Raw genomic sequence first — 23778 nt, 5'->3', positions numbered from 1 at the left:
TTGAAATGAACTGGTGAAACATACAGGCCTGCCAGGGGTTAGCATCCTGTTAAATTTCGTTTACCGTGTTTTCCCTTCGCCGGCATTACCCGGATCAGGTTCAATGGGTATGATCTCAGCCCGTTTTATTAAGGCACCCCTAAACTGCCACAAAGATAGCGGGCTTTCCGTTCTAAAGCAAAGTCGGTTGCGCGCCCGCCGAAAAGCTTTTAGAACCGGGCGCTGCACACCTGCTTAAATTTTGTCTTTCACGGATAACCAGTTTAGGCAAAAGTACGTTGTAAAGACTACCGGGGCAGCAAACCGTCCGCCCGCTGGGAGCGAACTTTCTGCCACAGCACAAACACCATATACCAGGAATACATTAATGCCATACCGCGATGATGATCAGCATCTTATACACCGTAGCCCTCTTGTCTATACTGGCCTACTATGCATTCGCTCCGCGCAAGAGATTTAACCGCCCACCCTCCACTGACAACGACGATGACGGAGGAGAGCCGCTTGGCGACGATTTGCCGGATTTGGACCTGCCACCGGGCATTTCACTGCCCCTGAATGATTTTGAGCCGAAATACGACTTCAGAAACATAAAAGCTCCGAAGTTCCCGGAGCCCTCGTTGCATTAAGTGCAATTTCTATAAAAGCCGCGGCCCCCACTGAACATGAAGATTCAGTGGGGGCCGCGGCTATATATACCCTTCGCTTTTAGCGCACGGTAACAGTAAACGTGCGCTCAAAAATCTGGCCGGGGCGCAGCTCGTTCATCCCCTCCTTGTCCTGCAACTCGCCGGAGTCTCCCTCCCTGCTGGCTATGCCGCACCAGGGCTCCAGGCATATATAAGGCGCCAGCCCTGGCTTCGCCCATATCCCGAAATACGGGAAGCCCCTGAAATCCATTTCGATCCGGCGCGGGTTGGCGCGGCTCGCCAGCGTCACCCTCTCCGAGTTCAGGCGCTTCAGCACAATGGCGTCCTTGTCGAAGTAGCTGCGGTCGAGGGGCAGGGTGTTGCTTTGCTCCAGCAGGCGCTCGGTGCCACCGTTCAGCAGGCCCGCGTCGTTCAGCAGGTGGCGGCTTACTGTTTCGTCTTTCTCAAACTCTATATAATAATCCTCATACCGTTCGTTCGGGTACAGCGGCACGTTGAAGCCGGGATGCCCGCCTACCGAAAAGTACATTTTCTCGTTATCGGCGTTGGTGACCTGATAGGTAACCGAAAGCGTGCTCTGCTCTAACTTGTACGCAACCAGCAACCTGAACTTGAAGGGGTACTGCGCCAGTGTCTCCTCGCTGGAGGTGAGCTCGAACACCAGCTTGTCGTGGTGCTCCTCCACCAGCTTGAACTCGCTGCGGCGGGCAAAGCCGTGGCGCTGCATGTGGTAGGTTTTGCCGTTGTGGGTATACTGCTGGTTTGGCAGCTCGCCCACAATCGGGAAGAGGTTAGGCGCATGGGCCGCCCACACGGCGGGGTCGGCCACCCAGATCAGCTCCAGGTTTTCGTCTTTCTTCACGAAGTGCTGCAGCTCGGCCCCCAGGCCCTCTACCCCCACTCTATATAGGTCGTTCTCTAAGAAGTATTGCATAGTTTATTTTTTCAGAAGTTGGTGTTGGCGGAGCAAGGTATCTATGTGGCGGCGGGCCCGTTGCAGGCGCTCCTGCTGCTGGCCATATACTTCTACAAAAGGCACACCCAGCGCCTGCAGCTCGCGTTTGTACCAGTCGTAGAAAAACTGGCGCAGGTGCGGGTGCTCGCGCTGCGGGTCCGGCTCCCAGGGCAAATCAACGCCCATCAGCAGGCAAAGGTTGTAGTTCTGCCGCTTTAGTTTCTCCGTAATCCAGGCGGGGCATTGGCCGAAGGCGTGCTCGCTCCATATCTTCAGCACCAGCAAGTCGGTGTCCGAGAACAGGATGCCCTTCGCCTGCTGCTGCACCTCCCGCTCCAGCGCCAGTTGCCCCCGGGCAATGGCCTCTATATCCGCCAAGGTATAGGGCCGCCCCAGGTTGCCCACATAGGTACGGGCGTATTCCGGCACCCACACCGTACTGTAGTGCAGGGCCAGCTGCTCCGACAGCGTGGATTTGCCCGTAGACTCCGGCCCTGTAATCGCGACTTTCAGCATATAGAGGCAAAGGTCGGCAAAATGGATCATATACTCTGTTGAAAGGCACCGGAACCGTGATTATATATGGGGAAGTCGCGCCACGGCCTCTCTATATAATGACGCCCGGCAGGGACAAGCATCAGATTATATATAAGCAAAGGAGGAAGGTGTTTCCACACCTTCCTCCTTTGCTTAAACGCTGTTTGACTATTCAGTTACTCGAGAAGCTGTAGTCATAAAAGTTATATACCTCCACTACCTTCGGCTGCTTCTCGCCATACTGGTTCAGGTGAACCTGCTTCGGGCTTTCGTCCGGCGACTCGTACCCCCATTTCAAACGGTTCTCAAACTTCAACTCTTCAGGTAACTCCAGTTTTCGTTGTCTCATATGCTGCAGGGTTAGTGGTAAAATAATCTACGCCCTAATGCGGAATCGCAGAAACAGTGTCTGATAACATGTACGAGATGCGGCCGCCTGCGGATTTTAACAAAAAGACGAAATAGTAGCATTATGCGCCAGCCTGCACGGCTGGCTGCTGCGGCACCCGTAAATCCTTGCGCCAGTCGCGGTAGCCTTTCACGCAGAGCAGCAGAAACACCACATACAGGAAACTGGTGAGGTAGAGCTCTTTGTAGAAGTAGATGCCCACATAAAACACATCCACCACCACCCACACAATCCAGTTCTCCAGCAGCTTTTTGGCCATCATCCAGTACCCGATCAGGCTGATGGCCGTGGTGCCGGCATCGGCGTAAGAGAGGTCAGCGTTGGTGTAATTGTCCAGGAAGTAGCCCAGCGCCAGGGTAAAGACCACCCCCAGCCCCAACAGCGCCGCCATCTCCTTCCGGCGCACACGCCCCACCCTGCGCCCGGTGTGGTTCTTGCCGCCGTACAGCCATATATACCAGCCGTACAGGCTCGTCACGAAATAGAAGACGTTGAGGCCCATATCGGCGTAGAGGCGGGCATCGTAAAACACCAGCACGTACATGGCCACGCTCACCAGCCCCACCGGCCACGTCCATATATGCTGCCGGGCCGCCAGCCACACGTTCACAATGCCGGTCAGCACGCCTATCACTTCGATTAGCTGCATGGCCTGCCATGCCTCGGTTATATTCTGCAGGATATCCATCGCCGCAAGTTACAAGCGCCAGGCGTGGGATGTAAACAAACGGCTGCTTAAATTTGCGGCCCGCGCACAACAAACCGGGAAGCGCCGCGCTACATATTATAGCCCCCAAGGAGCATATAGAATATGGACGAGATTACGGCACAGGAACTGAAGGAGCGCTTGTCGCGCAGCACCAACCTGCAACTGGTGGACGTGCGCGAGCCGGCCGAGTTTGAGCTGTGCAACCTCGGCGGCGAGCTTGTTCCGCTGGGCGAGTTGCCGAAGCAGGCGAGCCGCATCCGCCGCGACATTCCGGTGGTGATGATCTGCCACCACGGCTTCCGCAGCGCCCAGGCCATCCACTACCTCACGCAGCGCCTCGGCTACGACAACCTCCTCAACCTTAAGGGCGGCATACACGCCTGGGCCACGCAGGTAGACCCCACCATGCCAACCTACTGATTGCTGGTTGATGATTGTTTGTTGTTTGTTGTTAATTGGTTGAGTGAGCGGCACAGATGACTCTGATTTATATATAAACTTGCGGCGCATGGACCTCCCAGAGGTGCAGAAGCCGCACAATTGCAGGCCTGCATGCACGCGACTGCTACCTCATTCGGCCATATAACCTTTTAACAATTAACAAATAGCAATTATCAATCAACAACCAGCTATATATAGACTGCTGCGGGGCGGCCCCTGAAAATATATATGCATGGCGTGCAGCGTAATCCAAAGAAATTCCGTAGTTTTACGCGGCAAATAACAACCCCTAATTTATTTGCCATGATCTCCGATCAGTCTAAGATTTTATTCGAGGCGCTCACCTACGATGACGTGCTTCTACTCCCGGCCTACTCCGAGGTTCTCCCCCACCAGACCGACACTTCCTCGCAACTCACGCGCAACATCCGCATCAACATACCGCTTGTTTCGGCAGCCATGGACACCGTGACCGAGGCCGACCTGGCGATAGCGATGGCGCAGGAAGGCGGTATCGGCTTCATCCACAAAAACATGTCGATCAAGAAGCAGGCGCAGCAGGTGCGCAAGGTGAAGCGGTCGGAAAGCGGCATGATCCTGGACCCGATCACGCTGAACGAGAAGGCCACCCTGGGCGATGCGGTGCAGATCATGACCGACAACAAAATCGGCGGCATCCCGATTGTGAACGATGCCGGCAAACTCACGGGCATCATCACCAACCGCGACCTGCGCTTCGAGAAGGACCTGACACAGGGCGTGTCCTCGGTGATGACCACCCAAAACCTGGTTACGGCGGCCAAGGGCACCGATATGGCCAAGGCCGAGGATATTCTGCAGGAGTACAAGATAGAGAAACTGCCGGTGGTGGACGAGGAAGGCAAGTTGGTGGGCCTGATCACCTACAAAGACATTCTGAAGAAGAAAGACCGCCCCTTTGCCTGCAAAGACACTTTTGGCCGCCTGCGCGTAGGGGCCGCCGTGGGCGTGACGGCCGATGTGCTGGACCGCGTGCGGGCGCTGGTGGAGGCTGGCGTGGACGTGATAAGCGTTGACACGGCCCACGGCCACTCCAGAGGCGTGCTGGAAGCCGTCCGCAGAATAAAAGACACGTTCCCGGACCTGGACCTGATCGCGGGCAACATTGCCACGGCCGACGGCGCCAGGGCCCTGGCCGACGCAGGCGCTGATGCCGTGAAAGTGGGCGTGGGCCCCGGCTCTATCTGCACCACCCGCGTGATTGCCGGTATCGGCGTGCCGCAGTTGTCGGCGGTGATGGAGGCCGTGCGGGGCCTGGCGGGAACAGGCGTGCCTGTGATTGCAGACGGCGGCATCAAGTTCTCGGGCGACATTGTGAAGGCGCTGGCGGGCGGGGCCAGCACCGTGATGATCGGTTCGCTGCTGGCGGGCACCGAGGAGGCCCCCGGCGAGATGATCCTGTACGAGGGACGCAAGTTTAAGACCTACCGCGGCATGGGCTCCGTGGAGGCGATGGAGGAAGGCTCGAAAGACCGTTACTTCCAGAGCGGCGAGACAAACGTGAAGAAACTGGTGCCCGAGGGCATCGTAGGCCGCGTGCCCTACAAGGGCCTGGTGCAGGAGGTGATATACCAGCTGGTGGGGGGCATACGCGCTGGCATGGGCTACTGCGGCACCCCGAACATTGCGAAGCTGCAGGAAGCCAGGATGGTGAAGATAACGGGTGCCGGCCTCCGCGAGAGCCATCCGCACGACGTGCAGGTGGTGCGCGAGGCCCCCAACTACAGCCGCTAAGCAGCTCATCCTCAAAAGTGGAGAACCCAGGTTTATATATGGCAGCCAGGTGCAGCCATATATAAACCGTACGGGATCGTTCGCGCAGACGAAAGACACGGCGGGCTCTGTTTCAGGGTCGGAGAATCAGGATGCCGGAACGGCATTCGGGCGCAGCGTCTTTTGCCCCGATCCCTGCGCCCCGCACCTCTTTGGAGCCAATGCCATGTAGCGGAAGAAGCCGGTTGGTGAAGGCTAACCTCCTTCTTCCGTTTTACGTTATGCAAGTTGGTTTCCCTAACTCAATTCTACACTTTGTCCAAAGAGCAGAAAAATTCATTACCTTTCACCAATATTACATCAAAGAATAACCACATCCTGTTGCAGGGAAACAAGACAGGGGACACCCGTTTTATGCTTTACAAGACGAATGCGAAATCTTTGCTGGTTATTTCCGCTGTCGTCAGCTGGGCTCTGCTGTTAGCAAACGTCTTACTGTCGGCGGAGAGCATGCGTGAGCAGGGCACGGCCAAAATAGCGCTGCCCTTTGTCAGTAACCTGCTCATCATCGTTTTTATCGTGGCTGTGTTTCTCTTCCAGCGCATGAGCGCAGAGGCGCTGAAGGGCATCGACTTTATCGGCTACCTCTGGAACCTGTTCTCGAAGGCGGCTGTGGCGGCCTACCTGAGCGTGGCCCTTTTCCTGGGCTACCGGGTGATGACCAATTACGCCGACACAGAGTCAGTGCTGCTGCTGCACCTGGTGTACCAGATCAACTTCGGCCTGCTGGTCATTTTCCTGGCCAAGGCCTTTTATATATGGCGGCAGTTGCTGCTCTACCACAAGAACAGGTTCCTGCAGATAGCCTGGGACTGGTTTGAGCTTCTCTTGGGCGCTACGTTGCTGCTCACCCTCTTCAACTTCCACTACACCAGCTTCATCTTCCTGCCGCTGCTGTCGCTGATGGGGTTCTATATCCTCTTCCTGTGTACCAACCTGAAGTGGGTGGCATACCTTACCTTCAACAACAAGAGCCGGTCGCTGGTGCTGCTGGGCGCCATCCTGCTGAGCTGCTATATCTTTGTGCGCTTCTTCCGGGGCATGTCCACCAGCCACGACCTGGTGATAGACTACACCCAGGTGGGGTTTCTGCTGCTGGCCATGATGTTTGTCGGCTTTTACACCCTGGCGGCCTTTCTGGTGTCGCTGTTCAGCTTGCCCACCTCCAGCGTGTTTGAGCAGAAGAGCGAGGACCTGCTCAACTTCCAGCGCCTGAGCCAGTCCATCCAGCAGGGGCAGAGCGAGGCGCAGGTTTATGACATGCTGTTCGAGAGCACCATCAAAGCCTCCGACGCCAGCGCCGCCTGGTTCGAGCTTGTCCGCAACGGCGAGCCGCAGGTCACGCAACTGCTCAACGTCAACAGCGACCAGATCAAGCGCATCCGGCATTTGCTGCTGGCCTACAACATCCACAACATCGACTATATAAACAACAACCTGAACCGCAACCCCGGTTTCCGCGACCTGATGCTGCCCTGGAAGTCGCTGATCATCCTGCCCATCAAGTCGAAGAAGCACCTGGCCGGGGTGCTCTACCTGCTGAAGGACATCGAGCAGGGCTTTGACCGTGAGACCGTGAACGTACTGCGCACCTTCACCAGCCAGACCATCCTCACCATCGAGAACCTGCGGCTGGTGGCGGAGTCGCTGCAGACCGAGCGCTACAAGGAAGAGCTGAAGATTGCCACGCAGGTGCAGGAAAGCCTGATTCCGAAAAACTTTCCGGTCGACAGTTGGTTTGAGATAAGTACGCACGCGGTGGCCGCCAAGGAGGTGGGCGGCGATTTCTATGACTTCCTGCAGCTGAGCGAGTCGCGCATCGCCATCATCATCGGCGACGTGTCGGGCAAGGGCATCTCGGCCGCGTTCCACATGGCCCAGATGAAGGGGATTTTCCACGGCCTGATGCAGCAGGACATGCCGCCGAGCGAGTTTATGAAGCAGGCCAACAGCGCCCTGAGCCGCTGCCTGGAGCGCACCTCCTTTATCACTTCGGCGCTCTACATCATAGACTACAGCATGAAAGGCTTCATGTTCGCAAGGGCCGGGCACTGCCACACGCTGTATTACAACGCCATGATGGACGATGTGTTCTACTTCCAGACAGATGGCCTGGGGCTGGGCATTATCCGCGACAAGAGCTATGCCAACCATATCCGGGAGATGTACTACGACTACAACCCGAGCGACGTGATGGTGATCTATACCGATGGGATAGTGGAGGCCCGCAACGCCAAAAACGAAGAGTACGGCGAAGACCGGCTGAAGTACATGCTGGAGCAGACGTACCACCTGGAGGCCGAGGATATAAAATACGCTATCATCAATGATTTACAGGACTTTACAGGCCCCGACAACCTTTACGACGACCAGACGCTGCTGGTGATAAAGTTTAAGCCCGTTGAACCTAACAAATGATAAACCCGTAAAGTATGCCGATGAAAATAACACACGAAATTAAGGAAAACACCATCATTCTGACGCTTGATGGTGAACTGGACGCCAGCTCTTCCGTGATGCTGGACGAAGAACTATCCGACCCCGAAATAATGGAGTACAGCAGGATACTGGTCGACTGCAAGAACCTCCATTACATCTCCTCTGCCGGCCTCGGGGTGTTTATCTCGCACCTGCAGCGCTTCGAGGACGCCCACATCAAGCTGATATTCTATAACATGCAGGACAAGGTGCGCAATGTGTTCGAGATCCTCGGCCTCGACCTGCTGATGACCATTGTGTCGGATTACGAGGAAGCAAGGAGTATCGCCAATGAATAACTCCATTCGGGTAAACTGTACGAAGAAGAACCTGAAGTTAATACGCGACTTTGTCACGGAGTACCTGCGCGCCCTTTCCCTTACCGAAATACAGCTCAACCAAATTGTGCTGGCCGTGGACGAGATATGCGCCAACCTCATTATCCACGCCAACCACGAGGACCCGAACAAGCACATCGTCATCCGTATCCTGCGGGTGAAGGAAGACACGCTCAAGTTTGAGATATCGGACGAGGGCCTGGCGTTTGAGCGCGCCAACTACAAGGAGCCGGATATCCAGGAGAACATCCGGCTCGGCAAGAAGGGCGGCGTGGGCATCGCCCTCGTCAACCGCATCATGGACAAAGTGGAGTTCAGCAGCAACGGAACCCACAACACCTGCCTGCTCTACAAGAAGATCAAATAAAGCCAACCGCACACTTTACCAGCGCATTAGCCGTTATCGGGAACGAAACCATCTGCATTTGGTTTATGGTTATGCTTTTTGACTTATCTGTCAGAAAAATTGACTAAAATTGCACCGTCTGATCCCGGTCAGCCACAGAAAGAATTTGTCTTAAATTAACCTATGCGCAGCAATCCCCTACTTGTTGCGGCAGCGGCCCTGCTGATTGCCGGCTGCACCGCAACCAAGAAGAACGACAGCCAGGAACCCGCCATCGCCACACTCGGCACCCAGCCCGTTTCCACCTCCGAGTTCCGTTATGTGTACGAGAAGAACAACGGCGGCAACGAAGACGCCTACACCCGCCAGAGCATCACCGATTACCTGAACCTGTACACCAACTTCAAGCTGAAGGTGATGGAGGCGGAGCGCATGGGCCTGGACACCACCACCGCTTTTAAACGTGAACTGGAAGGCTACAAGGAACAGCTGGCCCAGCCCTACCTGACGGAGAAAAGCGTGACGGAGAAGCTGGTGCAGGAGGCATACGAGCGCATGAAGCAGGAGGTGAATGCCTCGCATATCCTCATCAGCCTGGCCCCTGACGCCGCCCCCGAGGACACGCTGGCAGCCTACAACCGCGCTCAGGAACTGCGCAAACGCGCCCTGGCGGGCGAGGACTTTGGCAAACTGGCCCAGGAAAACTCACAGGACCCGTCTGCGGCCGAAAACAAGGGAGACCTCGGTTATTTCACAGCCCTGCAGATGGTTTACCCCTTTGAGGACGCGGCTTACGAAACCCCGGTAGGCGGTATATCCATGCCGGTGCGCACGCGCTTTGGCTACCACCTGGTGAAGGTGAACGACAAGCGCCAGGCACAGGGCGAGGTGCGCGTGGCGCACATCATGGTGCGGGCCACCCCCGGCATCCCCAAAGCCGACTCGCTGGCAGCAAAACAGCGCGTGGACGCCATATATAAGCGCGTGCAGCGCAACGAGGATTGGGACAGACTGGCCGCGGAGTTTTCTGAGGACGCCAACTCGGCCGGCAATGGCGGGGAACTGCCCTGGTTTGGCACCGGGCGCATGATTCCGTCTTTCGAGGAGGCCGCTTTTGGCCTGCAAAAACCCGGCGATGTGGCACCGCCGGTGCTCACGCCTTATGGCTGGCACATCATCAAACTGATTGAGAAACGCGGTCTGCCACCCTTCGAGGACATGGAGCAGAACCTGCGCAACAGAATAGCCAAAGACTCCCGCTCCGAACTGAACAAGGCCGCTTTCCTGAAGCGCATCAAGGCGGAGAATCAGTTTACGGAGAATGCCGAGGCAAAGGCCGCGGCCATCGCCAAAGCCACCAACGACTTGCTGCAGGGCAAGTGGGCATATGATGGGGCGGATAAGACGCAGGAGCAGACGCTCTTTACCATACAGGGCAAGCCCTATACGGTGGGCAGTTTCTGGAAATACGCCCTGGAGGCGCAGCAGCCGCGCACCGGCGGTTCCGCCGCCCACGCCATGAACCTGCTCTACGACGCGTACGTGGACAAAAGCCTGATGGAATACGAAAAGGCCAACCTGGAGAAGAAACACCCCGACTTCCGGATGCTGGTGCAGGAGTACCACGACGGCATCCTGCTGTTCCAGATGATGGACGACAACGTGTGGGCGAAGGCGATAGAAGACTCCGTTGGCCTGAAGAACTACTTTGAGCAGAACAGGGAGAAGTACAGGTGGGGGCCGCGCGTACAGGCCACCGTCATCAGCGCCGCAAACGAGGCACTGTTGCAGCAGGCGCAAGAGCAGCTGAGCAAGCGCCGCTATCCGGTAAACTTTGCCCAACTGACAGATATCCTGTTTGAGCAGAACAAGGCCACCCTGACACCGGAAGGCACCGCCAAGCTGAACGAGCTGGCCGATATGCTGAAGGGGAACAAGAGCCTGACACTGGATATAAACGGCCATGCCGACGCCCGCGAAGCCGCCGCCAAGAAAGAGCTGGCAGCCGAGCGCGCCAGCAGGGCTTCCGCCTATTTGGTGGAGCAGGGCGTTCCGGCCGAAAGGCTCAGCACCAACAGCCTGGGCAAAAAAGAGCAGGCAGGCCCCGACAATACACAAACCGGCCGCCGCCGCAACCGCCGCGTGTCGTTCAAGCTATATACCACCGAGCTCAGCGCCCTCGCCGACCAGCTGAATGCCCAGAGCAAAAACCCGCTGGGCGTGCAGATTACGAAAAAGAAATTCCCGAAAGGGGAAAACAAGGTGGTAGACGCCGTGATGTGGGAGAAAGGCACCTACAGCATGCAGCAGAACGGCCGGGAGTACCTCATCATTATAGAGGAAGTGCTGGAGCCAGCCTACAAGGAGCTGGATGAAGTGCGCGGCATCGTTATCTCCGATTATCAGAACTACCTGGAGCAGCAGTGGGTAGACGAACTGCGCGAGAAGTACCCGGTAAGCGTGCAGCAGGAGGAGGTAGACAAGATGGTGCGGCAGTAAGCCACCCTTCTGGTCCCTTTTTTGCGGCACCCCATACGGCTTAAGTCAGAATAAAGCAGTAAATTGAGCGTTTGACTTTAGCGCAAGCATCCATATCAATTGTTACCATTTTGAAAAACATATCAAATTTTGCCAAAACAGCCCTCGCGGCCATATGCCTGCTGGCTTTCTCTTCCACTGCGTTTGCCCAGGGCCCCGTGCAACGCACCGTGGATGGCATCATCGCGAAGGTAGACAACCACGTGGTGCTGCGCTCCGACGTGGAGTTCGGCTACCTGCAGTACCTGCAGCAGTCGAAGCAGCAGCCCGACGAAGAACTGAAGTGCGAGATATTCCGGTCGCTGCTGCAGGACAAGCTGCTGCTGGCCCGCGCTGAAATCGACTCTGTGGTGGTGGAGGAGGCGCTGGTGGCCGACCAACTGGACCGCCGCATCCAGTACCTCGCCAGCCAGGTGGGCGGCGTGGAGCGCCTGGAGCAGTACTACAACAAAAGCATTAACCAACTGAAGGATGACCTGCGCCGCACCGTGCGCGAGCAGATGGTGATGGAGCGCATGCAGCAGGAGATCACAGGCAAGGTAACCGTGACCCCGAAGGAAATCAGAAAGTACTTCAACGGCATCCCCACCGACAGCCTTCCCTACTTTTCGAGCGAGGTGGAGCTTGGCCAGATAGTGAAGTACGCCACCATCAGCAAGAGCCAGAAGCAGGCGGCCCGTGAGCAACTGGAAGAACTGCGCAAGCGTATACTGGCCGGTGAGGATTTCGCTACGTTGGCGAGGGAGTTTTCGCAGGACCCGGGCTCGGCGCAAAACGGTGGGGAACTGGGTTTCTTCAAGAAGAAAGAACTGGTGCCTGAGTATGAGGCGGCTGCCCTGCGCCTGGAGCCAGGCGGCATTTCCAACGTGGTAGAGTCGCAGTTCGGGTTCCACCTGATTCAGCTGATCGAGCGCAAGGGGCAGGAGTTCAACACCCGCCATATCCTCATCAAGCCTGCCACGGCCACCGTAGATGTGCAGGAGGCGGTGGAGGAACTGGACAGCATCCGCACCCTGATTGTGAACGACAGCATCACGTTTGCACAGGCCGCCAAAGATTTTTCAGACGACAAAGCCACCAAGGACAGCGGCGGCATGTTGAAGAACGGCTCTACAGGCAGTACCTATATCTCCATGGACCAGGTAGACCCGGCCATTTTCTTCGTGATTGACACCATGGAGGTGGGCGAGATAACCAAACCGATTCCGTACACGACAGAGGACGGCAAGGAGGCCGTGCGGATTATATACCTGAAAGGAAAATCGAAGCCGCACCTAGCTAACCTGGAGGACGATTACCAGCGGATTTCGAATGCCGCCCTGGCCGAGAAGCGCACCAAAGCCGTGGACGAGTGGTTCCGCAAGAACATTAAGACCGTGTTCATCGAAATTGACCCGGAGTACCAGGATTGCGGCGGGCTCCAGCAACTCATGCAATAACCATCCTATATGAAGCAGTTCACCTCCGACAAAGAAGCAGCCGACGCGCTCCACCAGGTATACAGGGAACTCACTTCCGAAATCTCGAAAGTGATTGTGGGGCAGGAGGAAGTAGTCAGATTAGTGCTTACGGCTGTTTTTTGTCAGGGGCACTGCCTGCTGGTGGGTGTTCCGGGGCTTGCCAAAACGCTCCTGATCCATACCATTGCCTCTTCGCTGGACATGAGCTTTAACCGGGTGCAGTTCACGCCCGACCTGATGCCGTCTGACATTGTTGGGGCCGAAACCCTGGACAAAGACCGCAACTTCAAGTTTATAACCGGCCCTGTGTTTGCCAACATCGTGCTGGCCGACGAGATAAACCGCACGCCGCCCAAGACACAGGCGGCGCTGCTGGAGGCCATGCAGGAGCACGCGGTAACGGTGGCCGGCCGCCGGTATGATCTGCCAAAGCCTTTCTTCGTGCTGGCCACCCAGAACCCCATCGAGCAGGAGGGCACCTATCCCCTGCCCGAGGCGCAGCTCGACCGCTTCATGTTCAACATCACCCTGGACTACCCAAGCTACGAGTCGGAGCTGCAGATTGTGAAGAACACGACGGGGGCCGTTGTCAACAGCCTTAACAGGATTCTGCATGCCGATGATATCATCGCGTTTCAGCAACTGGTGCGCCGCGTACCGGTGGTAGACAACGTGGTGGAGTATGCCGTGAAACTGGTACACCAGACGCGTCCCAACATGCCGATGGCCTCGCCGCAGGCAAACCAGTACCTGGAGTGGGGCGCGGGCCCGCGGGCTTCGCAGCACCTGATTGTGGGCGCTAAGTGCAACGCGCTGCTCAACGGCAAGTACAGCCCCGACATCGAGGACGTGCAGGCTGTGGCATTTCCGATTCTCCGCCACCGCATCGTGCGCAACTTCAAAGCCGAGGCCGAGGGCGTTACCGTGGAGCGCATCATACAGGAGTTGCTTTAGGCTGGTTGCTAAATGGTTATAGGGTTATACGCTTGAACTTCTATATGTAGGGCTTCGGTTATATATGATTTATATATCCGGGACATACAATTTCAGAAGTGGAAAAGTATTCTACACATCACTGCTTAATCAATCAACAACCAGCAATCAGCAATCCAGCCTTTCCCCACGGTACATTGCTTGTAACCTAAATCGGTGTACTTTTGCACCGGAATCTATATATCACCCTACCCCTTTTTATATATGGAAGCGGCTGCTTTATTCCTTCATTTTAAAGAAAACCTGGCCACTGTGGTCGGCATTCTCAACAGCGGCCTGCAAACGGGCACGATGCCTTACAACACCTCTATTCCGCTGGAGGTAAACCTGCTGGCCGATGTGCTGCGCCTGCACGGGCTGGATTTCAGCTCGGACACGCCGGGGGCGAAGCGCGTGGAGGATTTCCAACAGTGGTACCTGCAAAACGAGGCGCAGGTAAACGACGTGGTGCACCATGTGCTGGAAGACAAGAAAGCCTACATGAGAACCGCCACAGGCGTGGTGCTGCAGAAAGAGATGCTATATCGCCGGCTGGAGTACTTCAAGGAGACAGCCCACACGCTGGAAGTGATGGCGGCCCAGCAACAGCTGCACAGCCCGAAACACTTCAACTACCCATACCTCAACGCCTAAATCTGCACGGCCCCAGTTGCCATATATGGATTACAGCCGCTGCCTTTGGATAAGGGCAGCGGCTGTTTCGTAACAGGTCACTTTACTTCCGCATGGAGGTGTGGCTGTCCTTTGAGTGTTCGAGGTTGAGGTCGCTTTCCGGCTGTTTCTTCATGCTGGAGGCGGCCTGGTCTCCGGCGGGGCCTTTGGCGATGAGCGTGCCGCCATCCACTGGGTAAACGGCCCCTGTCACATAAGAAGACTCGTCTGAGGCCAGGAACAGGTATACGTTGGCCACTTCCTCCGGCGTGCCCCTGCGCCCCATCAGCGTGCCCTGCGTCACCATCTGCTCCATTTTGCTGTCCATCGGGCCGGTTTCCTTGTGCGTCCAGCCGGTGTCGATGGGGCCGGGCGCCACGATGTTAGAGCGCACGCCAGTCTGCGCCTGCTCTGCCGCCAGCCCTTTTGCAAAGGCGTGGTTAAAGCCCTTGGTGCCCCCATACGGTGCATTTTGGGCGATGCCGAGTATACCGGACTCGGAACCGGCCGTCACGACGTTACCCTTTGTTTTCTGCAGTTCCGGCAGCGCCGCCTTGCTCATGGCGAACGTGGTTTTGATGTTGTTCTTCAGCAGGTAATCGAATGCCTCCTCCGAAAAGTCGGGCAGCATGTTCGTTTCCGGGAACGTGCCGGCATTGTTTATCAGGACATCCAGCTTTCCGTACTGCTTCACCGCCAGTTCCACGCAACTGTTTGCAACTGCCAGCACCGACAGGTCTCCGGCGAAGGCGATGGCCGTGCCTCCCCCTCTTGTATGCTTTTTGCCACGTCTTCCACCGGGTCTTCCGGCAGTCCGGCCACCACCACGCTGGCCCCCTCCTGGGCGAATTTCTTTGCGATGGCCTCGCCGATACCGGATCCTCCGCCCGTCACGATGGCTACTTTTCCTTCAAGTCTGTTTCCCATGTTGTTTTCGGTTTTAATAGGTTATTTTGGTGCTCAGGTAACTTGTACTAACGGCAAAAGCCCCCCGCAGTTAATACGCACCGCTGTTGCGGGCCCAAATACATTTCCGGTTCGTTCACGTATGCTAGACTACAGCACCCACCACAGGTACACATAGCTTATATATAAACTACACCTCAACCCTTAAAACAAGCAGCTTATGAACTTTCTATACAACACTTCATCAAGCGCCCTTGAGGAACAACTGGACACAGAGCACCTCACGCTCAGGCCCTACCAGGAAGGCGACGAGAGCGATTTTATGCGCCTGCTGAAGGAGAACACCAATTACCTGAACCCTGCGTTTGCGGACCGGCTGGCACGGGTGCGGGCCCTGGAGGACGCGCGGGTGCAGGTGCGCCAGCTGCGCACCGAGTGGGACAACCGCCGCACCTTCGACTTCGGGGTGTGGCAGAAAACGGGCAACACCTATATAGGCAGCATCGCCCTGAAGAACCTGGACCGAACCATCCCAAAGGCTGAAGTGGCGCTCTATTTCACCGAGTGGCCCGCCAGCCGGGACTTAGCCAAAGAAGCCCTGCAAGCAGCGCTCCGGTTCGCCTTCGGGTCGCTGAAGATGAACAAGGTATATATGCGCTGCACCAACGCGAACCAAACCTACGGAAAGCTATCTGAAGACAGCGGCTTCCTGAAAGAGGGCGTGTTCCGCAACGACTACCGCGGCGCAGACTCAGACGAGCTGCTGGACCTGAGCTACTACGGCATCACGCGCCAGGATTTTGAGCGGACGCAGCAGCAGACCAAAGCTGATTCTGAGGCTATGGTGTAGCCATATATGAACGGGTATAATGTGGCGCAGCGTAATTTACATATAGCCTGCCGCTACTTCCGTGGCCTGGCCACAAAAAACTCCGTGTCGAAGGTAAGGTAGAAGGCGTTGGAGAACTCCAGCTTCGGGTGGTCGAGGTCCAGAACGGGCTCCAGGCGCAGCGTCAGGCGGAGGTTTGCGAGAATCTCAATGTCCTTCATCAGGCGCAGGATCAGGAGCCGCCGCTCCTCCTGCAGGTAATCCGGGTACTTGTAGGTGCTGGACGCCGACTGGTAGAGCCTCCCTCCCAAATCAGATATATAGCCGTCGCCCTGCCAGTAGCTCAGCAGCACATCCTGGTACTTCGTATCGGCGCCAATATTCAAATATATACCCTGCCCCTGCCGGTAAGGCAGCTGGTAATCATTCGAGAAGTCCCTGAAGCCCACTATATAATTACTGGTATAGAGCCGGCGCAGGACTTTCCGGTTATATGCCTTTTCCAGTTCAAAGCCGATGGCCGCATTTGCCAGCGTGGTGAGCGGCAGGTCGGAGGCGTCTATCTGGCCGCCCTTGTGCTGGGCCGTGAACTGCACGGGCAGAGACAGCCGCAGCGAGTCATCCAAGTTCTTCCGGCCCTGCCGCTCCAGCAGCAAGAAGTTCAGCGCGGCCCCACCGTTTATCCTCTCCTGGTCATCCTCCCCCCTGTACAGCATGTGGTTCCAGTCGAGCCAGGCATCGAGCGCCACCGCGTGCGTGTGGAGTCGGTATTGCAGGCCATTTTCCAGCCGGTTCGTGATCACGCGCTCGAAATCGTACAGCGGCTCTATATAGCCGTGGTTCAGGTTTCCCTCCAGCGTCCCGAACAGCAGCGCCCAGTTCTCCCTCTGAATTTTGGCGGTAAAGGTGGGTGCTATATCCCGGTAGCCGCTGCTGCCGAAGTCCTTCCACAGCAAAACGCCCGCCTCCAGGCGCACAAACGGGGCCGGGTAATAGATAAGTTTCGGGTTGAGGTGATAGCCGAATAGGGTGTAGCCGTCGGCAATCTTATTGAAGTATTCGTTGTTCTTGGAGAAGCCAAAAGCATATATACCAACTCTAATTTCATTAGCATTTCCGGCTTCTACAGGCACCTTCTGGCGCAGCGCAGCGTTATTTAGCTGGGCTTGCGCAAAGAAGCTATATATCAACAGAAAACATAGAAATAAAAGTCTGGCAATACCCATAAAAAAGCAGAAAGTATGGCACAAAAAGCTATGGATGGTTGTTGTAAACAAGCGGCGTTAACCAGCTAAAATAATTAGCAAAATTCCTGTCAGCTTTTTTGCAAGTTGGCTCCGAAAGTAGTAATTTCACCTTCAATATAAAGCTAAATAAGAAAACCACATGAGTGTAAGCAACGAAAAACTTAAAGCGCTACAGCTGACCATGGACAAGCTCGACAAGACCTACGGCAAGGGAACCGTGATGCGGTTGAGCGACAACAAGGTGGAAGACATACCTGCCATATCTACCGGCTCGCTTGGGCTTGATATCGCTTTGGGTATCGGCGGCTTGCCACGTGGCCGCGTCGTGGAGATATATGGGCCGGAGTCTTCCGGTAAAACCACGCTTACCATGCACTGCATTGCCGAGGCACAGAAGAAAGGCGGCCTGGCGGCGTTCATCGACGCGGAGCATGCCTTCGACAAGACCTATGCCCAGAAACTCGGCATTGACATAGACAACCTCCTGATCTCCCAGCCTGACAACGGCGAGCAGGCCCTGGAGATAGCAGACCACCTCATCCGCTCAGGTGCCATCGATATCATCGTGATTGACTCTGTGGCCGCCCTGGTGCCGAAAGGTGAACTGGAAGGCGACATGGGCGACAGCAAGATGGGTCTGCAGGCCCGCCTCATGTCGCAGGCGCTGCGCAAGCTCACGGGCACCATCAACAAAACCGGCTGTACCTGTATCTTCATCAACCAGCTGCGCGAGAAGATCGGGGTGATGTTCGGCAACCCGGAGACAACCACAGGCGGTAACGCTCTGAAGTTCTACGCCTCCGTGCGCCTCGATATCCGCCGCATCGGCCAGATCAAGGAGAGCGCCGACAACATTACCGGTAACCGCACCCGCGTGAAAGTGGTGAAGAACAAGGTAGCGCCTCCGTTTAAAGTGGTGGAGTTCGACATCATGTACGGCGAGGGCATCTCCAAAGTAGGCGAGATACTGGACCTGGGCGTGGACCTGAACATCGTGCAGAAGTCCGGCTCTTGGTTCTCTTACGACGGCAACAGGCTGGGCCAGGGCCGCGACGGCGTGAAGCAGATCCTGCTCGACAACCCGGAACTGATGGAAGAGATCGAAGAAAAGATCAGGGCCATTGTAAAGGGCGAGCCTGAGAAAGTGGCCGCCGCGCTGGACGACTCTGCCGCCGCCGCAGAAGCCGAATGAACATTATTTCCTGACCTGAAATAGTATCCTGAGAAGGGCGTTGTATCTATACAGCGCCTTTTTTTATGTAGTTTTGAATTGATCGGCAGCTAAAGTATGTTTAACTTAAGCCAACGAGGCACAGTTGGTACAAAACTTGAATGAAATACGGATAGACAAAGGCTAATCCGAAACTGAAGGCACTTATGAAAAAGTTTTTCCCTGGGCTCCTGCTACTTACCCTGATACTGTTTGGCTTTGCCGCGAAAGACCGGATGCGCACCATCCCCAACGAAAGTTTTTCTTCGGGTGAATTACTGAAGTATAAGGTGCATTATGGCCCCATAACGGCAGCCGAGGCCGTGATTGACATAGCTCCCACCCTGCACCATGTCAATGACAGACCCTGCTACCGCGCCACCGTTACCGGCAAAACCAACAGCTCTTTCGACCTCTTCATCCGGATACGCGACACCTGGCAATCCTATATAGACACGGCTGCCATCGTGCCGCAACGCTCGTTCCGTAACATAGAGGAGGGCAACTACCGCAAGCGGGAGACCGTGGACTTTAACCATTACCAAAACACCGCGTTCGTAGAGAAGAAGAAAAAGCACAAGGCAAAAGAAACAGGGAATTACAAGATTCCGGACAACGCCCAGGACATCGTGAGCGGCTTCTACTACCTCCGCACCTTCGACTACGACAAGATGCGCGTGGGCGACAAGATACACGTGCAGGGCTTTTTCGACGAGGAGGCCTTCGACATGCAGGTGACTTACAAGGGCCGCGAGGTGGTGAGCACCAAGGCCGGGGATATACGCGCCATCAAGCTGGTGCCCCGGATGCCCGCCAACAAGCTTTTTGACGGCAAGGACGCTATCACCCTGTACCTCTCCGACGACAAGAACAAAATACCCGTGCTGATACAGGCCGAAATGTTCGTGGGCACCGTAAGCGTCAACCTCTATGAGTACAAAAACCTGAAACACAAAACGGCGCTGATAGCGCGCAACTAAAAAGAGCCGGCATGCAGTCGGCTCTTTTTAGTTGCGCGCCATATGGCAGCGTCAGAACGCGGGGGTTATATATAGCTATATGGCCAAACCGGAAATTATATATAAGCTGCGTGAGAAGCCCCGGGTGTCCGTGTTAACAAAATATTATGATTTAATTAACAGATGTTTTATTGCGGGGAGGAGTGATACCTTTACATCAGGAACCAGGAAAAGCCACAAAGCTGCCCGGCATTTTGGAAAAGCATTTTTTCTGCAGGCTGCCTGGCTCCAGGTTAATAAACGCTAATGTTATTGTATCGTGCAAACCGCAACAAATTACAAGATATTGGTAGTGGACGATGACCCGGACATCGTGGAGATGCTACAGTACAACCTGACACGCGAAGGGTACGAGGTATCGGAGGCCGGAAACGGCAGCATAGCCCTCGAAGTCGCGAAGGCCGTGAAGCCTGACATTATCCTGATGGACGTGATGATGCCCGTGCTGGACGGCATCGCCGCCTGCCGCCAGTTGCGCGAGCTGGAGGAGTTCCGCAACACGCACATCATCTTCCTGACCGCCCGCTCCGAAGAGTTCTCCGAAGTGGCCGCCTTCGAGGCCGGCGCCGACGACTTCATCACCAAACCCATCAAACCCCGGGCGCTGCTGAGCCGGCTGGCCGCCTTTGCCCGCCGCGACGCGCAACAGGAGGAGGAAAACAAAGTAATAGAAGTAGGCGACCTGCGCATAGACCGCACCAGCTTCACGGTGTACAAGGGCGACACCAAAATCACGCTCCCTAAAAAAGAGTTCGAGCTGCTGTCGTTTCTGGCGGCCACGCCCAATAAGGTGTTCAGCCGCGAAGAGCTCCTCAACAACGTGTGGGGCACTGATGTGTATGTGATTGCCCGGACCGTGGATGTGCATGTGCGGAAAGTGCGGGAGAAAATCGGGGAGGAAAACATCAAAACCATCAAGGGCGTCGGCTACAAGTTCAACAATGACTAGTGCATGAATTTCAACTCGCGTACGCTTGCAATTTTCACCTCCCTGGCGGTAGCTTTTGTGCTCACCGCCTTTCTTGCTTTAGCCAGTTACTTTTCGTCGCAGGGCCTGCTGGTGGCGCTGGTGCTGGTGTTCGTCTGCTGCTTCATACTGATGCACTTCTCGTACGAGGCGCTGGTTTTCCGGGAGGTGAAGAACGTGTACTCGAGCCTGGACAAGCTCAGGCGGCAGGATTTTAAGAAAGTAGAGAGCAAATCCACGTTTACCGCAGACCCGCTCCGGAAGATAAAGGAGGACATATACCTGATTGCCGAGCGGAAACAGCAGGAGATTGACGAGCTGAAGCAGATGCAGGCCATGCGCAGCGAGTTCCTGGCCGATGTCTCGCACGAGCTGAAGACGCCGATTTTCGCGGCCCAGGGCTTCATCCACACCCTGCTGGACGGGGCCATGGACGACCCCGGTGTGCGCGACAAGTTCCTGCAGAAAGCAGCTAAGAGCCTGGACAGCCTGGACATGCTCGTGCAGGACCTGATCAGCATCTCGCAGTTTGAGAAGGGCGTGGTGAAAATGCAGAAGCGCAACTTTGATGCGGTGCCGCTGGTGCGGGAAGTGTTTGAACAACTGGAGCAGAAAGCCGCGCAGCACGAAATCACGTTTCACCTGGATTGCACGCCTAACGGGCAAATCCTGCTCTTCGCCGACCCCAACCGCATCCGCCAGGTATTCACCAACCTCCTCGACAACGCCATCAAGTACGGCCGCAAAGGCGGCAACATCTGGGTGGGTTTTAACGAAGGCCGTAAGAAGTACACCATCACTGTGAAGGACGACGGCAGGGGCATTGCCCCGGAGCACATCAACCGCATCTTCGAGCGCTTCTACCGCGTGGACAAAAGCCGCGCCCGCGACACCACCAGCACCGGCCTCGGGCTCTCCATCTGCAAGCACATTGTGGAGGCCCACCGCTCCTTAATCTCCGTGAAAAGCGAGATAGGCAAAGGCACCACCATCCGCTTCAAGCTGCAAAAGGCGAAGGATTGATTGCTGATTGTTGGTTGATGGTTGTTGGTAAGCAGAGCTATATACAGCTCCTTTCGCTTCAGAAACTATATACCCAGTTTAACCGGGATATATCATAGGTAGTGTTAAAGAAGTAATATTGATTTAAAGTTACAGCGGAGGCTGCCCTCGTCTCGGCAACTGTCGGGACGAGGGCATAGCATTACTTCTTGGTCACTACCATATCATATATAGCTGAGGCTTCAACCATATAACAATTTAACAATGCAGCCATTTAGCAATTACAACTGACAACCAGCAATCAACAACCAACATCCCCCAACTGACAATCAGCAACCAAAATTACGTACCTTTGCAGGATGCACAGCAGCCCGGTTGCCTGTGCCCGAACGAAGCATAGCAGCACATGAAGTACCCGGTTTTTGAGGACCTGATTATATTTGAGAACGAGGATTACATCGTTGTGAACAAGCCGCCCTTCCTGTCGACGCTGGAGGACCGCACCCCCAACACCACCAACCTGCTCAAACTCGCCCGCCAGCACAACCCGGAACTGCAGGCCTGCCACCGCCTGGACAAAGACACCTCCGGCTGCCTGGCTTTCGCGAAGAATGCGGACGCGTACCGGCACCTGGCCATGCAGTTCGAGGCGCGGGAGGTATATAAAGTGTACCATGCCGTGGTGTGGGGCAACCACAAATTCGAGGAGCAACTGGTGAACCGGGCTATCGCCACGAGCGCAAAAGGCGTGGCCAAGCTGTCGCCGCAGGGCAAGTCCGCCGAAACTTACTTTAATACCCTGGAGAACTATAGCCGCCACACTTTGGTGGAATGCCTGCCCGTGACGGGTCGCCTGCACCAGATACGGATACACCTCGCTTACCTGAAGGCTCCCATTGTGAATGATGAGCTATATGGGGGCGAGAAACTGTACCTCAGCAGCCTGAAGCGCAAGAAAGCTTACCACCTGAAGCAGGACACAGAGGAGCTCCCGCTCATCAAACGCTTCGCGCTGCACTCGTTTAACCTCGGCTTTTTGCTGCTGAACGGCGAGCCCGTGAAAGTGGAGGCCCCATATCCGAAAGACTTTGCCGTACTGGTAAAACAACTACGGGCACACTGAATATGGTAGAGACGCAAGATATTGCGTCTTAATTACTGCAAGAGCAAGAGACGCAAAATGTTGCGTCCCTACGAATTTATCCGCAGCACAATTTTGCCGATGTTCTGGTTCTGCTCCATATAGCGGTGCGCGGCCGCCACGTCCTGCCAGTCAAAAACAGAATCGATAACAGGCTTGATTTGGCCGCTCTTGAATAACGGCCCGGCGAAAGTCCACATCTCCTCTGTGAGCTTTGCCTGGTAGCCGTGGGGGCGGGAGCGCAGCGTGGAGCCCATGACGTGCAGACGTTTCGCCAGCAGCTTGCGCAAATCAAAAGAATCTACTTTGCCGCCGCCCAGAGAGGCCAGCAGCACCAGCCGCCCGTCCAGGCGCAGGCACTCGATGTTTGACTGAAAATACGGCCCGGCTATGAAATCCACGATTAGGTCCACGCCCTCGCTGTTGGTATGGGCCAGCACGGCCTCCTCAAAAGGCGCTTCCTTGTAGTTGATGGCTTTGTGAGCGCCCAGGTCCAGGCATGCCTGCAGTTTCTTTTCCGAGGCCGTTACCAGCACCTCGGCCTGTAAGGCCCGCGCCAGTTGGATGGCCGCCGTGCCCACGCCGCTTGCGCCCGCATGCACCAGCACCCGCTCCCCAGCCTGCAGCCTCCCCAGCCACACCAGCGCCTGGTAGGCCGTCAGGAACACCTCGGGTATGGCGGCGGCTTCTTCCATGGTCAGGTTGTCCGGCACCGGCAGCGCCATGGCTTCGTGGAGGATGGCATATTCGGCATATCCGCCGCCGGGCAGCAGGCCAAACACTTTATCCCCTTTCTTAAACCTTGAGCAGTTGATACCCGCCTCCACCACCTCGCCGGCGACCTCCAGCCCCAGCAACGGACTTGCCCCTTTCGGTGGCGGATACTTCCCCTGCCGCTGCAAAGTATCGGCACGGTTGAGCGCGGTGGCCTGCACCCGCACCAGCAACTCGTCCGGGTTTGGAAGCGGCTTATCGTGTGTTCCTATATATAGTTGTTCCGGCCCGCCGGGTTGTTTTACAAGTATGGCTTTCATATCTCTGCCCAAGTTTATATATGCTTAAGACGCAGCGCGGTACCATAAGGATGTCAAAGCAATAAGGCTGCACTCCGCTTCCACAAAATAAAAATCCAGCCACAGC

General features: G+C 55.9%; 22 protein-coding genes, 1 pseudogene and 1 riboswitch. Of the genes and pseudogenes, 16 read left to right on the top strand and 7 right to left on the bottom strand.

Going from position 1 to position 23778, the window contains the following annotated elements:
* Window positions 1-54: 54 nt before the first annotated feature.
* Window positions 55-151: riboswitch (TPP riboswitch) on the bottom strand.
* Between the two features lie 229 nt (window positions 152-380).
* Window positions 381-629, top strand: a complete 249-nt coding sequence (locus GSQ62_RS13935) for a hypothetical protein (protein ID WP_161890069.1) — start codon at window positions 381-383, stop codon at window positions 627-629.
* A gap of 79 nt (window positions 630-708) precedes the next feature.
* On the opposite strand, the gene GSQ62_RS13930 is transcribed toward GSQ62_RS13935, so the two are convergent.
* The 4 genes from GSQ62_RS13930 to pnuC all read right to left on the bottom strand — a co-directional run bounded on the left by GSQ62_RS13930 (window position 709) and on the right by pnuC (window position 3239).
* Window positions 709-1584, bottom strand: coding sequence for an aldose 1-epimerase family protein (locus GSQ62_RS13930; RefSeq protein ID WP_161890068.1), 876 nt, complete (start codon window positions 1582-1584; stop codon window positions 709-711).
* 3 nt (window positions 1585-1587) lie between these two features.
* Window positions 1588-2151 (bottom strand): ATP-binding protein, encoded by a 564-nt coding sequence (locus GSQ62_RS13925; protein WP_317164379.1) that lies wholly within the window; start codon window positions 2149-2151, stop codon window positions 1588-1590.
* A 163-nt stretch (window positions 2152-2314) separates the two neighbouring features.
* Window positions 2315-2491, bottom strand: a complete 177-nt coding sequence (locus GSQ62_RS13920; RefSeq protein ID WP_161890067.1) for a hypothetical protein — start codon at window positions 2489-2491, stop codon at window positions 2315-2317.
* 121 nt (window positions 2492-2612) lie between these two features.
* A complete protein-coding gene (pnuC, locus tag GSQ62_RS13915; protein ID WP_161890066.1) occupies window positions 2613-3239 on the bottom strand; it encodes a nicotinamide riboside transporter PnuC in 627 nt (208 codons plus the stop codon).
* A 123-nt stretch (window positions 3240-3362) separates the two neighbouring features.
* On the opposite strand from pnuC, the gene GSQ62_RS13910 reads away from it, so the two are divergent.
* The 9 genes from GSQ62_RS13910 (at window position 3363) to GSQ62_RS13870 (ending at window position 14299) form a co-directional block, all read left to right on the top strand.
* A complete protein-coding gene (locus GSQ62_RS13910; protein WP_161890065.1) occupies window positions 3363-3680 on the top strand; it encodes a rhodanese-like domain-containing protein in 318 nt (105 codons plus the stop codon).
* 324 nt (window positions 3681-4004) lie between these two features.
* Entirely contained in the window at window positions 4005-5474 is a 1470-nt protein-coding gene (gene guaB / locus GSQ62_RS13905) for an IMP dehydrogenase (protein ID WP_161890064.1), read from the top strand.
* A gap of 393 nt (window positions 5475-5867) precedes the next feature.
* Window positions 5868-7931, top strand: a complete 2064-nt coding sequence (locus GSQ62_RS13900) for a GAF domain-containing SpoIIE family protein phosphatase (protein ID WP_237586629.1) — start codon at window positions 5868-5870, stop codon at window positions 7929-7931.
* A gap of 20 nt (window positions 7932-7951) precedes the next feature.
* Window positions 7952-8290, top strand: a complete 339-nt coding sequence (locus GSQ62_RS13895; protein ID WP_161890062.1) for an STAS domain-containing protein — start codon at window positions 7952-7954, stop codon at window positions 8288-8290.
* Complete coding sequence (locus GSQ62_RS13890; RefSeq protein ID WP_161890061.1) at window positions 8283-8696, top strand: ATP-binding protein; 414 nt, start codon at window positions 8283-8285, stop codon at window positions 8694-8696. The genes GSQ62_RS13895 and GSQ62_RS13890 overlap by 8 nt, the downstream gene beginning before the upstream one ends.
* 162 nt (window positions 8697-8858) lie before the next feature.
* Window positions 8859-11174, top strand: a complete 2316-nt coding sequence (locus GSQ62_RS13885) for a peptidylprolyl isomerase (RefSeq protein WP_161890060.1) — start codon at window positions 8859-8861, stop codon at window positions 11172-11174.
* 110 nt (window positions 11175-11284) lie between these two features.
* Window positions 11285-12652 (top strand): peptidylprolyl isomerase, encoded by a 1368-nt coding sequence (locus tag GSQ62_RS13880; RefSeq protein WP_237586628.1) that lies wholly within the window; start codon window positions 11285-11287, stop codon window positions 12650-12652.
* A gap of 9 nt (window positions 12653-12661) precedes the next feature.
* Window positions 12662-13627, top strand: coding sequence for an AAA family ATPase (locus GSQ62_RS13875; protein WP_161890059.1), 966 nt, complete (start codon window positions 12662-12664; stop codon window positions 13625-13627).
* Between the two features lie 243 nt (window positions 13628-13870).
* Window positions 13871-14299: a hypothetical protein gene (locus GSQ62_RS13870; RefSeq protein ID WP_161890058.1), complete on the top strand. Its 429-nt coding sequence runs from the start codon at window positions 13871-13873 to the stop codon at window positions 14297-14299.
* Window positions 14300-14381: 82 nt separating this feature from the next.
* Here GSQ62_RS13870 and GSQ62_RS13865 read toward each other — a convergent pair.
* Window positions 14382-15244 (bottom strand): annotated as a pseudogene (locus GSQ62_RS13865) (SDR family NAD(P)-dependent oxidoreductase).
* Between the two features lie 199 nt (window positions 15245-15443).
* On the opposite strand from GSQ62_RS13865, the gene GSQ62_RS13860 reads away from it, so the two are divergent.
* Window positions 15444-16073: a GNAT family N-acetyltransferase gene (locus GSQ62_RS13860; protein ID WP_161890057.1), complete on the top strand. Its 630-nt coding sequence runs from the start codon at window positions 15444-15446 to the stop codon at window positions 16071-16073.
* A gap of 53 nt (window positions 16074-16126) precedes the next feature.
* Here the strand turns inward: GSQ62_RS13860 and GSQ62_RS13855 are convergent, their stop codons facing one another.
* Window positions 16127-17185: a hypothetical protein gene (locus GSQ62_RS13855; RefSeq protein WP_237586627.1), complete on the bottom strand. Its 1059-nt coding sequence runs from the start codon at window positions 17183-17185 to the stop codon at window positions 16127-16129.
* Between the two features lie 253 nt (window positions 17186-17438).
* On the opposite strand from GSQ62_RS13855, the gene recA reads away from it, so the two are divergent.
* The 5 genes from recA to GSQ62_RS13830 all read left to right on the top strand — a co-directional run bounded on the left by recA (window position 17439) and on the right by GSQ62_RS13830 (window position 22620).
* Complete coding sequence (gene recA, locus GSQ62_RS13850; RefSeq protein ID WP_161890055.1) at window positions 17439-18491, top strand: recombinase RecA; 1053 nt, start codon at window positions 17439-17441, stop codon at window positions 18489-18491.
* Between the two features lie 185 nt (window positions 18492-18676).
* Window positions 18677-19489 (top strand): DUF3108 domain-containing protein, encoded by an 813-nt coding sequence (locus GSQ62_RS13845; protein ID WP_161890054.1) that lies wholly within the window; start codon window positions 18677-18679, stop codon window positions 19487-19489.
* A gap of 298 nt (window positions 19490-19787) precedes the next feature.
* A complete protein-coding gene (locus GSQ62_RS13840; RefSeq protein WP_161890053.1) occupies window positions 19788-20477 on the top strand; it encodes a response regulator transcription factor in 690 nt (229 codons plus the stop codon).
* Window positions 20478-20480: 3 nt separating this feature from the next.
* A complete protein-coding gene (locus tag GSQ62_RS13835; protein WP_161890052.1) occupies window positions 20481-21518 on the top strand; it encodes a sensor histidine kinase in 1038 nt (345 codons plus the stop codon).
* A gap of 385 nt (window positions 21519-21903) precedes the next feature.
* Complete coding sequence (locus GSQ62_RS13830) at window positions 21904-22620, top strand: RluA family pseudouridine synthase (protein WP_161890051.1); 717 nt, start codon at window positions 21904-21906, stop codon at window positions 22618-22620.
* Window positions 22621-22688: 68 nt separating this feature from the next.
* Here GSQ62_RS13830 and GSQ62_RS13825 read toward each other — a convergent pair whose 3' ends face one another.
* Window positions 22689-23672 carry an NAD(P)H-quinone oxidoreductase gene (locus tag GSQ62_RS13825; protein ID WP_161890050.1) on the bottom strand — a complete coding sequence of 328 codons (984 nt, stop codon included), beginning with the start codon at window positions 23670-23672 and terminating at the stop codon, window positions 22689-22691.
* Window positions 23673-23778: the final 106 nt, after the last annotated feature.

The sequence above is a fragment of the Pontibacter russatus genome (assembly GCF_009931655.1).
GTDB classification, from domain to species: Bacteria; Bacteroidota; Bacteroidia; order Cytophagales; family Hymenobacteraceae; genus Pontibacter; species Pontibacter russatus.
The sequence above is the reverse complement of the archived record's forward strand: the minus strand, read 5'-3'. Positions and strand labels throughout refer to the sequence as shown.

Coding starts and splice junctions, on each gene's coding strand:
- GSQ62_RS13935 (WP_161890069.1), top strand. CDS start 381: ATGATGATCAGCATCTTATACACCGTAGCCCTCTTGTCTATACTGGCC.
- GSQ62_RS13930 (WP_161890068.1), bottom strand. CDS start 1,584: ATGCAATACTTCTTAGAGAACGACCTATATAGAGTGGGGGTAGAGGGC.
- GSQ62_RS13925 (WP_317164379.1), bottom strand. CDS start 2,151: ATGATCCATTTTGCCGACCTTTGCCTCTATATGCTGAAAGTCGCGATT.
- GSQ62_RS13920 (WP_161890067.1), bottom strand. CDS start 2,491: ATGAGACAACGAAAACTGGAGTTACCTGAAGAGTTGAAGTTTGAGAAC.
- pnuC (WP_161890066.1), bottom strand. CDS start 3,239: ATGGATATCCTGCAGAATATAACCGAGGCATGGCAGGCCATGCAGCTA.
- GSQ62_RS13910 (WP_161890065.1), top strand. CDS start 3,363: ATGGACGAGATTACGGCACAGGAACTGAAGGAGCGCTTGTCGCGCAGC.
- guaB (WP_161890064.1), top strand. CDS start 4,005: ATGATCTCCGATCAGTCTAAGATTTTATTCGAGGCGCTCACCTACGAT.
- GSQ62_RS13900 (WP_237586629.1), top strand. CDS start 5,868: ATGCTTTACAAGACGAATGCGAAATCTTTGCTGGTTATTTCCGCTGTC.
- GSQ62_RS13895 (WP_161890062.1), top strand. CDS start 7,952: ATGAAAATAACACACGAAATTAAGGAAAACACCATCATTCTGACGCTT.
- GSQ62_RS13890 (WP_161890061.1), top strand. CDS start 8,283: ATGAATAACTCCATTCGGGTAAACTGTACGAAGAAGAACCTGAAGTTA.
- GSQ62_RS13885 (WP_161890060.1), top strand. CDS start 8,859: ATGCGCAGCAATCCCCTACTTGTTGCGGCAGCGGCCCTGCTGATTGCC.
- GSQ62_RS13875 (WP_161890059.1), top strand. CDS start 12,662: ATGAAGCAGTTCACCTCCGACAAAGAAGCAGCCGACGCGCTCCACCAG.
- GSQ62_RS13870 (WP_161890058.1), top strand. CDS start 13,871: ATGGAAGCGGCTGCTTTATTCCTTCATTTTAAAGAAAACCTGGCCACT.
- GSQ62_RS13860 (WP_161890057.1), top strand. CDS start 15,444: ATGAACTTTCTATACAACACTTCATCAAGCGCCCTTGAGGAACAACTG.
- recA (WP_161890055.1), top strand. CDS start 17,439: ATGAGTGTAAGCAACGAAAAACTTAAAGCGCTACAGCTGACCATGGAC.
- GSQ62_RS13845 (WP_161890054.1), top strand. CDS start 18,677: ATGAAAAAGTTTTTCCCTGGGCTCCTGCTACTTACCCTGATACTGTTT.
- GSQ62_RS13835 (WP_161890052.1), top strand. CDS start 20,481: ATGAATTTCAACTCGCGTACGCTTGCAATTTTCACCTCCCTGGCGGTA.
- GSQ62_RS13830 (WP_161890051.1), top strand. CDS start 21,904: ATGAAGTACCCGGTTTTTGAGGACCTGATTATATTTGAGAACGAGGAT.
- GSQ62_RS13825 (WP_161890050.1), bottom strand. CDS start 23,672: ATGAAAGCCATACTTGTAAAACAACCCGGCGGGCCGGAACAACTATAT.